The 13159-nt window shown below is 71.9% G+C and carries 11 protein-coding genes; 6 read left to right on the forward strand and 5 right to left on the reverse strand.

Annotated features, from left to right (window positions below; genetic code table 11):
- Window positions 1-416: 416 nt before the first annotated feature.
- Window positions 417-1655: a CU044_5270 family protein gene (locus tag LX15_RS30005; RefSeq protein WP_253674343.1), complete on the reverse strand. Its 1239-nt coding sequence runs from the start codon at window positions 1653-1655 to the stop codon at window positions 417-419.
- Complete coding sequence (locus LX15_RS30010; protein WP_253674345.1) at window positions 1648-2271, reverse strand: RNA polymerase sigma factor; 624 nt, start codon at window positions 2269-2271, stop codon at window positions 1648-1650. The genes LX15_RS30005 and LX15_RS30010 overlap by 8 nt, the downstream gene beginning before the upstream one ends.
- Window positions 2272-2401: 130 nt before the next feature.
- On the opposite strand from LX15_RS30010, the gene disA reads away from it, so the two are divergent.
- The 6 genes from disA to LX15_RS30040 all read left to right on the forward strand — a co-directional run bounded on the left by disA (window position 2402) and on the right by LX15_RS30040 (window position 8344).
- Window positions 2402-3472 carry a DNA integrity scanning diadenylate cyclase DisA gene (disA, locus tag LX15_RS30015; protein ID WP_253674352.1) on the forward strand — a complete coding sequence of 357 codons (1071 nt, stop codon included), beginning with the start codon at window positions 2402-2404 and terminating at the stop codon, window positions 3470-3472.
- Between the two features lie 653 nt (window positions 3473-4125).
- Complete coding sequence (locus tag LX15_RS30020) at window positions 4126-4617, forward strand: beta-class carbonic anhydrase (RefSeq protein ID WP_253674355.1); 492 nt, start codon at window positions 4126-4128, stop codon at window positions 4615-4617.
- A gap of 183 nt (window positions 4618-4800) precedes the next feature.
- Window positions 4801-5685, forward strand: a complete 885-nt coding sequence (locus LX15_RS30025; protein WP_253674361.1) for an HhH-GPD family protein — start codon at window positions 4801-4803, stop codon at window positions 5683-5685.
- Between the two features lie 67 nt (window positions 5686-5752).
- The gene (locus LX15_RS30030; protein ID WP_301305503.1) at window positions 5753-6289 is read left to right on the forward strand and encodes a 2'-5' RNA ligase family protein; all 537 of its coding nucleotides are present in this window, start codon (window positions 5753-5755) and stop codon (window positions 6287-6289) included.
- 159 nt (window positions 6290-6448) lie between these two features.
- Window positions 6449-7873, forward strand: a complete 1425-nt coding sequence (locus LX15_RS30035) for a M1 family metallopeptidase (protein ID WP_253674365.1) — start codon at window positions 6449-6451, stop codon at window positions 7871-7873.
- Window positions 7874-8029: 156 nt separating this feature from the next.
- Window positions 8030-8344, forward strand: a complete 315-nt coding sequence (locus LX15_RS30040) for an antibiotic biosynthesis monooxygenase family protein (protein WP_253674368.1) — start codon at window positions 8030-8032, stop codon at window positions 8342-8344.
- Window positions 8345-8413: 69 nt separating this feature from the next.
- On the opposite strand, the gene LX15_RS30045 is transcribed toward LX15_RS30040, so the two are convergent.
- From LX15_RS30045 to LX15_RS30055, 3 genes are all read right to left on the reverse strand, one after another.
- Window positions 8414-9436 (reverse strand): endonuclease/exonuclease/phosphatase family protein, encoded by a 1023-nt coding sequence (locus LX15_RS30045; RefSeq protein ID WP_253674370.1) that lies wholly within the window; start codon window positions 9434-9436, stop codon window positions 8414-8416.
- 159 nt (window positions 9437-9595) lie between these two features.
- Window positions 9596-10345: a hypothetical protein gene (locus tag LX15_RS30050; protein WP_253674372.1), complete on the reverse strand. Its 750-nt coding sequence runs from the start codon at window positions 10343-10345 to the stop codon at window positions 9596-9598.
- 124 nt (window positions 10346-10469) lie between these two features.
- Entirely contained in the window at window positions 10470-13004 is a 2535-nt protein-coding gene (locus tag LX15_RS30055) for an ATP-dependent Clp protease ATP-binding subunit (protein WP_253674374.1), read from the reverse strand.
- Window positions 13005-13159: the final 155 nt, after the last annotated feature.

Below are 13159 nucleotides of genomic sequence, written 5' to 3' on the forward strand. Positions count from 1 at the left end.
ATTCGCCATTACTCAGCCACGACCATTCTTCGCGACCAATTCCCCTTTCGAGGAATTGACGGGGCACGGTTGGAGGTAGGTGGTGTGCCGCGCCCCGGCGTGGCCGGTCCTCGTCGAGGGCCTGGGCGAGGTGGCCGACGGCCCCGTCCCGCGCCCGTGCTGGCGGCCATCGGGTCTGCGAACACGGTCTGGCGAGCACTGAGCCCGAGGAACACCAGGTCTGGCGAACACCAGGTCTGGCGAACACCAGGTCTGGCGAACACCAGGTCTGGCGAACACCAGGTCTGGCGAACACCAGGTCTGACGAACACGTCGCCCCGGCAGGAGCGTCGTCCCGGGCCCGTCCTGAACCGTGGAACGGGAGTGGCCCGCACGCCCCCCGAGAGCGTGCGGGCCAGGGCCCCTGATCCCCGACATCAGGAGCCGGTCTTCTCCCCCATCGTGTTGACGACCGACGAGACGATCGCCGTCCAGCTCGTGACCGCCCCGACCGGCACGTTGCCCTCGGCCTTCGTGGCGACCCCGCGCTCGCCGATCACGTCGCCCGTCTCCGGGTCGAAGATCAGGTCGTTCCGGGTGGCCCCGTCACCCCGGCTGACCGCGATCCCCTTCCGACCCTCCAGGTTCGCCGCGTCGTCGACGATCCGCATCCCCGGGATCTTGGCGGCGGCGCGGAACAGGGCGGCTCGCAGGTCGGCCGGCACCCGGCCGGTGCGCAGCACGTCGCGGACGTAGACGAACGCCTCCTCGTCCGGTCCGGGCCCCTTCCCCTGGGAGTCCTGGTAGATCTTGTCCAGCAACTGCTGCGGGTCACGCGGGAGCTTCGCGAAGAACTCCGGGGTCGGGTCCGCCCAGCCACCGTCCCCCTGACGGGGAGTCGGGTCCTCCTTCTTCCCCTCGGGCAGCGGCACGAGCTTGCCGTCCGGCATCTCCTTGAAGGCGGGCTCGCCCCGGTAGAACTGGCCGCCCTTGGCGCGCCGCACCTCGATCAGGGAAGGCTGCGACCGCCCCATCCCCTCCCGGAGCGCGGCCTCGTCCTCGGGGCGGAAGAACTTCCGCTCGGCGTTCCAGGTCCGCCGCATGAGCCACTCGCCGTGGAAGTCAGCGGGGATCCAGTACTCGATGACGCCCTTCTCCAGGTAGGTCACCCAGTCGAGCGGCTTCGCGCCCGACCGCTGGTCACCCGACGCACCCGTCTTCTTGACCTGGACGGTGGTCGAGTGCCACGCCGTGGTGCGCAGGTAGCGGAACTGGCCGGGCTTCACCTCCTGGTCCTTGGCCTTGATGGCCGCGTCCGCCGCCCTGTTGAGCAGCTCGGCGGCGCTCGCCGTGGCGCCCGGCGGGTTCTCGCCCATGAGAGTGGTCTGTGCCACCAGACCGCCCGCCACCAACGCCGACACCGCCGCGACGGCCGAGAGCCACCGCACGGCGCGCGAGCGGAGCCACCCCGACCGTCGCTCCGTCTTCTCTGGCTGCGTCCGCACCTCGGACAACGTCCTCACCTCCGGATCGCCTTCGGCGGCCAGGGCCGCCACCAACCGCTCGCGGGCCCTGGCGAGCGCCGCGTCACTCGTCCGAACGTCGGCGTGCAGCCGGGCGAGGGTCCGATCCAGCTCCTCGTCGCTCCACACCCGACGTGGCTCGTCCTCACGCATGGCCGTCCTCCGTCCGCTTCTTCCTGCCCTGCGTCCCGCCGCCAGCTCGGAGCCACCGCCGCACCCTGTGGAGACGGGAGCGCACGGTGCCCACCGGGATGCCGAGCGCCGCGGCGACCTCGTTGGAGTCCATGTCCCCCCACGAGGTCAGCAGCAGCACGTCCCGGTCGCCCTGCGCCATCTGCCCCAGCGCCTCGGCGAGCCGCCGGGTCCGCTCCTCGGCGTCCACCCGCTCGATCGCCCTGGTCTCGGGAGGTTCCGGCCGCTCGGCCTCGGCCCTGCCGTGGACCATGGCCGTGACCTGGAACCCCCGGATCTCCTGGCGGACGTGCCGGCGCAGGAGGTTCGTGGCGATCCCGAACAACCAGGCCCTGACGGGCGCTCTCGCCGGGTCGTAGTCGTGGCGTTGCCGCAGGGCGACCAGGAACGTCTCGGCGACCAGGTCGTCGGCCACGTGCTCGCCCACGCGCCGGGCCAGGTACCGGTGCAGTGGTCTGGCGTGCTGGTCGAAGAGCCGGCCGAACGCCTCGGCGGGGTCCTGGCCGGACAGGTCGGGGCGGTCGTCGCCCGTGGCGTCCTCGCCCCTCGGCCCGTCCCCGCCGGCGCGGTCGGTCATCGTCGTCACGTCCTCTCTTGCCCGGGGCGCCCCGCCGCGTTCACGGGGACTTCGACGGCGCGAACCACCGTCGCGGGGAGGACGGTTCGTAGACTCCCCCTCGGGAGGCGCACGACGGGGAGGGCCGACGTTGACTGAGCGCGCGCAGTCAGAGCTGCTGCGGACCACGTTGGCCCGGTTGGCTCCGGGCACGATGTTGCGGGACGGGCTGGAGCGCATCCTCCGGGGGCGCACCGGGGGGCTCATCGTCCTCGGCCACGACAACGCGGTGGAGTCCATCTGCGACGGCGGGTTCCGGCTCGACGTGGAGTTCAGCGCGACCCGCCTGCGCGAGCTGTCCAAGATGGACGGCGCGGTGGTGCTGTCCACGGACGCCACCCGCATCCTGCGGGCCAACGTCCAGCTCGTGCCGGACCCCACGATCCCGACCGAGGAGTCGGGGACGCGGCACCGCACCGCGGAGCGCACGGCGATCCAGACGGGCCACCCGGTGATCTCGGTGAGCCAGTCGATGAGCATCATCAGCGTGTACGTGGACGGCCGGCGGCACGTGCTCACCGACTCGGCCACGATCCTGTCGAGGGCGAACCAGGCGCTGGCGACGCTGGAGCGGTACAAGGCGCGGCTGGACGAGGTGACCCAGGCGCTGTCCGCGTTGGAGATCGAGGACTTCGTCACGCTCAAGGACGCGATGACGGTCAGCCAGCGGCTGGAGATGGTGCGGCGGATCGCCGACGAGATCGACGGGCACGTGGTGGAGCTGGGCGTCGACGGCCGGCTGATCGAGTTGCAGCTCGACGAGCTGGTGGGCGGCGTGGAGCTGGACCGCGAGCTGTTGGTGCGGGACTACCTGCCCGAGGACGGCTCGGTCGCCGAGGTCGTCGCCGCGCTGGACGAGCTGGACGGCACGCAGCTCCTCGACGTCGCCTCGGTGGCCAGGGCGTTCGGCTTCCCCGGGACCCCGGAGTCGTTGGACGAGCAGGTCAGCCCGAGGGGGTACCGGCTGCTGGCGCGGGTCCCCCGGCTGCCGGGCCCGGTGCAGCACCGGCTGGTCGAGCACTTCGGCTCGCTCCAGGCGTTGCTCGCGGCGACCGCGGACGACCTCAGGACGGTGGAGGGCGTCGGCGACACGCGGGCGCGGATCGTGCGGGAGGGCCTGTCGCGGATGGCCGAGACGTCGATCGTCGACCGGTACGGGTGATTGTCGACCGGTACGGGTGATTGACGAAGCGGCGTCACGCTGGCGCAGGGCCCTGACCAGCCAGTTCTCCCGCTCGGAGGGCGCTGCGGACGGCGTCATCCCCCCACCGAGGTGTGATGGGCGCGGGAGTTGTCCACAGGCACTCCAGTTGTCCACAGCTCAGCGTCACGGTGTTGTGACGCTTCGTGATGCCCGAGTAGGCTGGACGCGGGGTCGCCCCCCAGGGCGGGTGGGGGCTGTCCTGAGGGGGATGAGCAGGGCGGCGCGGGGAGAGCGGGCGCGTCGGATCCGAATGGCCTCGGGTGCCGCTCGCGAGCAGCTCTTCGTCGCATGGTGGCCTCGCCGCGGAGGCGCGGGCCGGGAGGCGAAGGCGGGTTCCGTCGCCGCTGGGTCCAGCCGGCCGACTTTCCTACACTGATCAGACGTACCGCCCGTCACCCTTTCGGGCGTCGGTGGTGGCGTGGGGGTTCACCCGATTCTCCCCGCCGAGGGGTGAGATTGTTCGTGCTCCCCTTGCCATCGCGTCCCACGAATGGGTTCCATCGAGCGGAACGACCCGCACGACAACCACACCTGGTCAGGACCGGCCCTCGGTCCCGACACCCTGCCGCACCTTGCGGCCAACCCCGCCCCACTGCCCCCCGGAGGTGGAGATGACCGCCATCGAAGAACTGCTCCAGCGCCACGCCCAGGCCAGCAACCTCGGCACCCCCACGATCCAGACGCCGATGCCGAGCATGCAGATCGCCATCGTGACCTGCATGGACGCCCGGATCAAGGTGTTCGACCTGTTCGGCCTCAAGCACGGCGAGGCGCACATCCTGCGCAACGCGGGTGGCGTGGTCACCGACGACGTCATCCGCTCGCTGGCGCTCAGCCAGCGCAAGCTCGGCACCCGGGAGATCATCATCGTCCAGCACACGCAGTGCGGGCTGTCAACGATCACCGATGACGAGTTCCGGGACGAGCTGGAGAAGGACAGCGGCCTGCGCCCCACCTGGGCGGTGGAGGCGTTCCGCGAGGTCAAGGACAGCGTGCGGCAGTCGGTGCAGCGGGCGCGCCGCAGCCCGTTCCTGCCGCACACCGACAACGTGCGGGGTTTCGTCCTCGACGTCACCACGGGCTCGCTGACCGAGGTGCTCTGACGCGGGCGCGGCGGCCTCCGGAGCGCCCGGGGGCCGCCGCGTCACCGCGTCACCACCGCGTCACCGTGTCACCACCGTGTCACCGTGTCACCGCGTCACCTGTCCTCGGGCTCCGCTCCCCGGGAGCGAGAGTGGGGGCGACCGCGTCAAGCCACCCTGTCGGGTGGCAGGATCGACGGCGTCATGACGAGCCCAGCCCTCGATCCCGACGTCCTGGTCGCCTGGTTCGACGCGTCCGCGCGCGACCTGCCCTGGCGCCGCCCCGAGTGCACGCCGTGGGGCGTGCTGGTCAGCGAGGTCATGCTGCAACAGACCCCGGTCGCCAGGGTCGAGCCGGTGTGGCACGAGTGGATGGCGCGCTGGCCCACGCCGTCCGCGCTGGCCGCCGCCAGCCAGGCGGAGGTGCTGCGGGCCTGGGGCAAGCTCGGTTACCCACGCCGGGCCCTGCGGCTGCACGCGGCGGCCACCGCGATCGCCGAGGAGCACGGCGACGTCGTGCCCTCGGACGTCGAGACCTTGCTCGCGCTGCCCGGCATCGGCGCCTACACGGCGAGGGCCGTCGCCGCGTTCGCCTACGGCCGTCGCTGCCCCGTCGTGGACACCAACGTCCGTCGGGTCGTGGCCCGCGCGGTCCACGGCGCCGGTGACGCCGGGCCGCCGTCCACCACCCGCGACCTGGCCGACGTCGAGGCCCTGCTGCCCGCCGACGAGCCCACGGCCGCCCGCTACTCGGCGGCGCTGATGGAGTTGGGGCAGGTCGTGTGCACGGCCCGCGCGCCCCGGTGCGCGGACTGCCCGGCGCTCGACGGCTGCGCCTGGCACCGCAACGGTCGGCCGGCGTACAACGGCCCGGCGAAGCCCGTCCAGAAGTTCGCCGGCACCGACCGACAGGTGCGCGGTCTGCTGCTGGACGTGCTGCGGGGGACCACGGGACCGGTCGAGCGGGCCCGGCTGGACGCGGTCTGGGCGGACGCCGGCCAGCGGGACCGCTGCCTGGACTCGCTGCTCGTGGACGGGCTGGTGGAGCAGACCGACGACGGCCGGTTCGCCCTGCCCGGCGACCACTGACCAACAGCGGTCGCCCCAGCCCCGGGCGGCGACGCCACCCGTTCGGGAAGCGCTCGTCTGCGGCAGGATGCGCGCCGTGGCCGACGCGCTCCAGGTGTTCTTCGACGACCGGGCCGAGGCCGAGGTGCGCGTTCGGTGGGAGCGGCTGACCGCGGCCGGCGTCCCGAGCCTGGCCACCCGCACCCACCGCCGGCACCGGCCGCACCTCTCGCTCGCCCTCGGCCTGGCCATCCCCCAGAAGGCACGGGCGGACCTGCGGCGGGACCTGGCGTTGCTCGCCCTGCCCGACCTGTGGCTGTACACGCTCGGCACCTTCCCCGACGGTCAGCACACCCTGTTCCTCGGTGCCGTCACGGACACCGAGCTGCTCGCCGTGCACTCCGCCGTCCACGACGTGCTCGCGGGCCGGGTGCGGGGGCCGGCGGGCCAGTACCTCCCCGGGGCGTGGGTGCCGCACTGCACGCTCGCCCAGGACCTCACCGTCGAGCAGGTGGCCGCCGGGTTCGCCGCGCTGCTGCCGCTGCGCCCGATCCGGGCCGCGGTCTCGGGAGTGGGGATCACCGACACCAGGACCGGGGAGATCGACTTCCTGCTCACCCGCTAGTCACCGCCGATCCCGTCCCGCGTCGTGGGACGCACCGAGGGCGCGTTCCCCGTCGTTCGTCGGGATCTTCCCGACAGAACGGACCTCTCCGGAGCAGGCCGTTGCCGCCGCAAGGAGCCCCCGAGTACCAACGCGTCACCGCAAGACGAGGGGAGCTCGATGGCTACCAGAACCACCGGGTGGCGGCCGGCCGTGTTGGCCGCCACCGCGCTCGCGACCGCCGTTCTCACCGCGGGCACCGCCGTGGCGAACCCACCGGTGTTCGGCAGTGACGGCGCGGGCGACAGCTACTACCCGACCGACGGCAACGGCGGCTACGACGTCGCCGACTACGACGTCGCCATCAGCTACGACCCGGCGAGCCGCCGGCTGGAGGGCGACACCACCATCACCGCGACGGCGACCCAGCACCTGCGCGGGTTCAACCTGGACCTGTACCGGCTCGACGTGCGGTCGGTCGAGGTCAACGGCAAGGCGGCCGAGTTCAGCCGGTCCGGTGACCACGAGCTGGTGGTCCGGCCGCGCGGTGTGCTGCCCACCGGCAAGCGCTTCACCGTCCGGGTCCGCTACGACGGCGTCCCGCAGCCGATCAAGGACGCCGCGCTGGGCGACGGCGGCTGGCAGATCTCGGCCTCCGGCGGCGCGTTCGCCGCGGGCCAGCCGCACGGGGCCACCACCTGGTACCCGGTCAACGACACCCCGCGTGACAAGGCCACCTTCCACCTGTCCGCGCGGGTGCCCGACGGCTGGAGCGTCGTCTCCAACGGCGTCGAGCGGGGCTCGCACAGCTCCGGCGGCTGGACCACCTACCGGTGGGCCGAGGAGATCCCGACCATCCCGTACCTGACCACCGTGGCGATCGACAAGTGGACGTTCGTGCGCTCGCGACTGGCCGACGGCACCCCCGTCGTCGACGCCTACGCGCCCGGCGCCGAGGGCAAGAAGGCCGCGGAGTCGCGCCTGCCCGAGATCCTCGACTTCCTGTCGTCGAAGTTCGGCCCGTACCCGTTCCGCGCGGCGGGCGGCATCTTCCTGGCCGACCCCATCGGCTTCTCGCTGGAGACGCAGTCCCGGCCGGTCTACGCGCAGTGGACGGACCTGGGCACGGTGGTGCACGAGAACGCCCACCAGTGGTTCGGCGATTCGGTCTCGGTCGACCGGTGGCGGGACGTCTGCCTGAACGAGTGCTTCGCCAGCTACGCCACCTGGCTGTGGTCGGAGGCCAAGGAGGGCGCGAACCTCGACCAGCTCTACCGGGACACCGTCGCGAAGTACCGGAACAAGCCCGAGTGGTGGGGCAGGGCCCTGTACGACATGGGCCCCGGCAACGAGTTCACCGCCGTCTACAGCAAGGGCAAGCTCGCGCTGCACGCCCTGCGTCGGCAGATCGGCGACTGGGCGTTCGACGCGGTGCTGAAGGGCTGGACCAGCCAGCACCACTACGGCAACGCGACCTGGCCGGAGTTCGAGCGGTACGTCGAGCGGATCTCCGGTCAGCGGCTCGACGGCTTCTTCCAGGCCTGGTTCCGCGGCACGTCCATCCCCGCCGACCAGTACCTGTGGCCGAGGACGCTGCACCCCTGACCAGCTCCTCCGTCTCAACGCCCTGGCTCAGCGCTGAGCCGGGGCTGAGCACAACGCCGACCCGGTAACCCGCTGGCTCAGGAGGCGCTGACGCCGTGCCCCTGACGCGGCGGACGGCACACCACGCGGCCATGCCCCCGCGAATACGCTGGGGGCATGGCCGTTGTGAAGATCAATGCGATCGAGGTGCCCGAGGGCGCGGGGCCGGAGCTGGAGAAGCGCTTCGCGGCGCGGGCCGGCGCGGTGGAGAAGGCCCCCGGCTTCCTGGGGTTCGAGCTGCTGCGCCCGGTCGCGGGCGAGAACCGCTACTTCGTCTACACGCGGTGGGAGAGCGAGGAGGCGTTCCAGGCGTGGCGGAACGGCTCGGGCATGGCGGCCCACTCCGGTGAGCGGGCCAAGCCGGTGGCGACCGGCGCCGACCTGCTCGAGTTCGAGGTCGTGCAGTCCGTCTCCCCCGCGGCCGAGGGCTGATCCGACGACACGGGACGACCATGTCCGGGCCGGTGACGGCTCGGACATGGTCGTCCCGGGCCGCCGCGCTCACTCCGGGAGCGTGAAGACGGCGAGGACCGCCCGGTGGTCGCTCCCCGGCAGGTCGAGCACGAGGAAGTCGTCGACCGGGCACCGGCGGTCGACGAGCACGTGGTCCAGGGTCACCGGCGGCGCCAGGGTCTCCCGGCTCGGCCACGTCGGGACGAGCCCCCGCCCGACCTGCTCGGCGGCGTCCCGGTACCCCAGGTTCACCAACCGCCGCAGCGGGCCGTGGTCGAGCGTCGCGTTGAAGTCGCCGGCGAGGACCCGCAGCGGGCCGCCGGACGAGGGCTCGGGCAGGCTGGCCAGCTCCCGCCGCCACAGGTCCGATCCCTCCGTGCCCATCGACCCGACCGGCGGCACCGAGTGCACCGCCGTGATCTCGATGTCGTGCGCGCCCGGCAGGTCCACCAGGGTCCTCGGCTCCGCGAACGTGGTGCGCCCGACGTCCCCCCGTTCCTCCACGGGATGCCGCGAGGCCACCCCCGACCCGCTCGCGCCGGGCGCCGCGACGAACCGCCGGTGCGGCAGCTCGGTGGCCAGCCCGGCCGCGTCCAGGTCCGCCACCATCTCCGGCGTCAGCTCCTGGAGGCTGAGGACGTCCACCCGGTGCCGGCGCACCAGGTCGACCAGCGCGGCCGCGTCGGCCTTGCCGACGTGGGTGTTGGCGCTCATCACCCGGAGCTGCTGGCCCCGGCCGAACGGCCGGTCGTCGGGGAGCAGCCGCCCGATGACGCCGGTGGCCAACGCGGCGGACACCGCGAAGACCAGCGCCGCCGTGATCCACCGGCGGAGCAGCGCCGCGACCACGACGAGCAGCAACCCCAGCGCCAGGGTGTAGGGCGTCAGCGCGATGACGGCCACGGCCGGGCCGCTGACGTCCAGGTCGAGCAGGCGCAGCGCCGCGGCGACCAGGAAACCGGCGACCACGACCGCCAACACCAACCCGACGACGCGCCCTCCCGGCCGGCGACGTGGCCGCACGTCGCTCTCGTCCCGGCGCTCGTCGCGCTCCCCCGCCCCATCGATCACCCCACAACAATGCCTCAACGATCACGCCGAGGCCGCTGGGAGGGCGGGGACGGCACCTGTCAGTCCCGCCGCGAGGACGGGCTGGTCCCTGCCCACCAGCATCGACGGGACGGCCACGCGCACCGGACACGGGCGTATGCCCGGGACCGGGGCGTCACCTCAACGTGGCCCGCCACCCCACTGCGGTGGCTGGTTACCCCACTGCTGGGGCTGCGGCGGGTAGTGGCCAGGCGGCGGGGGCGGGAAGCCGCCGGGAGCCGGGGTCCCCGACGCCGGGGCGGGGCCAGCCGGCGGGTAGCCGTTCGGCACCGGCGGGTAGCCGTTCGGCACCGGCGGATAGCCATTCGGGGCCTGTGGGTAGCCGTTCGGGGCCGGCGGAGCCATGGGTGGGACAGGAGCTCCGGACATGGGCCCCGGAGCACCCATCGGCGGAGCGTTCGTGACCGGCTGCACCGGGGCTGGCGCGGCGTGCTGGGAGTTCTGGGCATGCGGGCCAGCCCACTGGGTGGGCGCGCCCATGGGAGCCGACTGTCCCCAGTCTCCCTGGGGCGTCGGGTACCCCGACCCGGGGGCGCCCGCGCCCTGGGCCTGGGCCGCCTTCATCCTCCGGCTCATCACCGCCGCGGCGGTGAGGACACCGCCGCACCCCAGGAACATGATCGGACCGATGATCGTCAGGGCCCAGCCCGCGGTCTCGTTGCTGTCCTTCTGCTCCTCGTAGTCCCTGGTCGTCGACCCGCCACGGCGCTTGGACGTGGTGCAGGTGTCACCGGGCTTCATGACCCGACTCCCGCACGTGACCTCGTCCTCGCTCAGTGTGGAGATCCCCACGACGATCAGGACCAGGCCCAGGATCATCCCGACCACGAGGCCGAGCACCGTCTTGATGCCCTTGATCTTCTCCGACACGCGGTTCCCCTCCACACGGACAACGGGTGCGGAAGCTACCAAGGTCGGCGCGCGCTCGGGGGTGGAACGCGAAAAGGGGCTCCCACATCACGTGGGAGCCCCTTGTCGTCGCCGCGAGATCAGCTCACTCGGCGTCGCCACCACCGGTGGCGCCGAGGTTCACCGGGGGCGCGTCCGGCACCCGCACGGCCGGCTTCGGCTCACCGCGGAAGGTGAACCGGGCCTGGTCGTCGGCGCCCTCGCCGTCCCAGCCCTCGACGTCGCCGATGATGATCTGGCCCGGCTGGAGCTCGCCGAACAGGATCTTCTCGGAGAGCTGGTCCTCGATCTCGCGCTGGATCGTCCTGCGCAGCGGCCGGGCGCCCAGCACCGGGTCGAAGCCGCGCTTGGCCAGCAGTCGCTTGGCCAGCGGGGTGAGCTCCAGCGCCATGTCCTTGTTCCGGAGCTGGGTCTCGACCCGGGAGATCATCAGATCCACCATCTGGATGATCTGGTCCTCGGTGAGCTGGTGGAACACGATCACGTCGTCGATCCGGTTGAGGAACTCCGGACGGAAGTGCTTCTTCAGCTCGTCGTTGACCTTCGTCTTCATCCGCTCGTAGTTCGAGCCGGTGTCGCCACCGCCGGAGAAGCCGAAGCCCACCGCCTTGGAGATGTCCTGCGTGCCCAGGTTGGAGGTGAAGATGATCACGGTGTTCTTGAAGTCCACCGTGCGGCCCTGGCCGTCGGTCAGCCGGCCGTCCTCCAGCACCTGGAGCAGGGTGTTGTACACCTCCTGGTGCGCCTTCTCGATCTCGTCGAACAGCACCACCGAGAACGGCTTGCGCCGCACCTTCTCGGTGAGCTGGCCGCCCTCCTCGTAGCCGACGTAGCCGGGAGGGGCGCCGAACAGCCGCGAGGCGGTGTACCGGTCGTGGAACTCACCCATGTCGATCTGGATGAGCGCGTCGTCGTCGCCGAACAGGAACTCCGCCAGCGCCTTGGACAGCTCGGTCTTCCCGACGCCGGACGGGCCGGCGAAGATGAACGAGCCCGAGGGGCGCTTCGGGTCCTTCAGGCCGGCGCGGGTGCGGCGGATCGCCTGGGAGACGGCCTTGACCGCCTGCTCCTGGCCGATGATCCGCTTGTGCAGCTCGTCCTCCATGCGGAGCAGACGGGTGGTCTCCTCCTCGGTGAGCTTGAAGACCGGGATGCCGGTCCAGTTCGCCAGCACCTCGGCGATCTGCTCGTCGTCGACCTCGGCCACGACGTCGAGGTCGCCGGACTTCCACTGCTTCTCGCGCTCGGCCTTCTGCGCCAGGAGCTGCTTCTCCTGGTCGCGCAGCTTCGCGGCCCGCTCGAAGTCCTGCGCGTCGATCGCGGACTCCTTGTCCCTGCGGACCTCGGCGATCTTCTCGTCGAACTCGCGCAGGTCCGGCGGCGCGGTCATCCGACGGATGCGCATCCTGGCGCCGGCCTCGTCGATGAGGTCGATGGCCTTGTCCGGCAGGAACCGGTCGTTGATGTACCGGTCGGCGAGGGTGGCCGCGGCCACCAGCGCGCCGTCGGTGATCGAGACCCGGTGGTGCGCCTCGTAGCGGTCGCGCAGCCCCTTGAGGATCTCGATGGTGTGCTCCAGCGACGGCTCGCCCACCTGGATCGGCTGGAACCGGCGCTCCAGCGCGGGGTCCTTCTCGACGTGCTTGCGGTACTCGTCGAGCGTGGTGGCGCCGATGGTCTGGAGCTCGCCCCTGGCCAGCATCGGCTTGAGGATGCTGGCGGCGTCGATCGCGCCCTCGGCGGCGCCCGCCCCGACGAGGGTGTGGATCTCGTCGATGAACAGGATGATGTCGCCGCGGGTGCGGATCTCCTTGAGCACCTTCTTCAGGCGCTCCTCGAAGTCGCCGCGGTAGCGCGAGCCCGCGACCAGCGAGCCCAGGTCCAGCGTGTAGAGCTGCTTGTCCTTGAGCGTCTCGGGCACCTCGCCCTTGACGATCTTCTGGGCCAAGCCCTCGACGACGGCGGTCTTGCCGACGCCGGGCTCGCCGATGAGGACCGGGTTGTTCTTGGTGCGGCGGGACAGCACCTGCATGACCCGCTCGATTTCCTTCTCCCGGCCGATGACCGGGTCCAGCTTGCCCTCGCGGGCGGACGCGGTCAGGTTGCGGCCGAACTGGTCGAGGACCAGCGAGGAGGACGGCGTGCCCTCGCCGCGGCCGCCGGTCTCGGCCGGCTCCTTGCCCTGGTAGCCGGACAGGAGCTGGAGCACCTGCTGGCGCACCCGGTTCAGGTCGGCGCCGAGCTTGACCAGCACCTGGGCGGCGACGCCCTCGCCCTCGCGGATCAGCCCGAGCAGGATGTGCTCGGTGCCGATGTAGTTGTGGCCGAGCTGGAGCGCCTCGCGCAGCGAGAGCTCCAGCACCTTCTTGGCCCGCGGGGTGAACGGGATGTGACCGCTGGGGGCCTGCTGGCCCTGGCCGATGATCTCCTCGACCTGCTGGCGCACGCCCTCCAGGGCGATCCCCAGCGACTCCAGCGCCTTGGCGGCGACACCCTCACCCTCGTGGATCAGCCCCAGGAGGATGTGCTCGGTGCCGATGTAGTTGTGGTTGAGCATCCTGGCCTCCTCCTGGGCCAGGACGACCACCCGCCTCGCGCGGTCGGTGAACCTCTCGAACATTCGCACTCCCTGACAGCTGCGCCGGCGGTCCTCGCCCCGCCCCGGCCGATCGCACCTCGGGTGCGGGTATCCCGCAGTGCTCAGGTGCAATCAATCGGTCGGGGTCGGCACCGTACGACCACTGTAGTCGTCGGGACCGTCGCGCTCAGTTCCCG

This window comes from Streptoalloteichus tenebrarius (assembly GCF_024171885.1).
Lineage (GTDB): Bacteria > Actinomycetota > Actinomycetes > Mycobacteriales > Pseudonocardiaceae > Streptoalloteichus > Streptoalloteichus tenebrarius.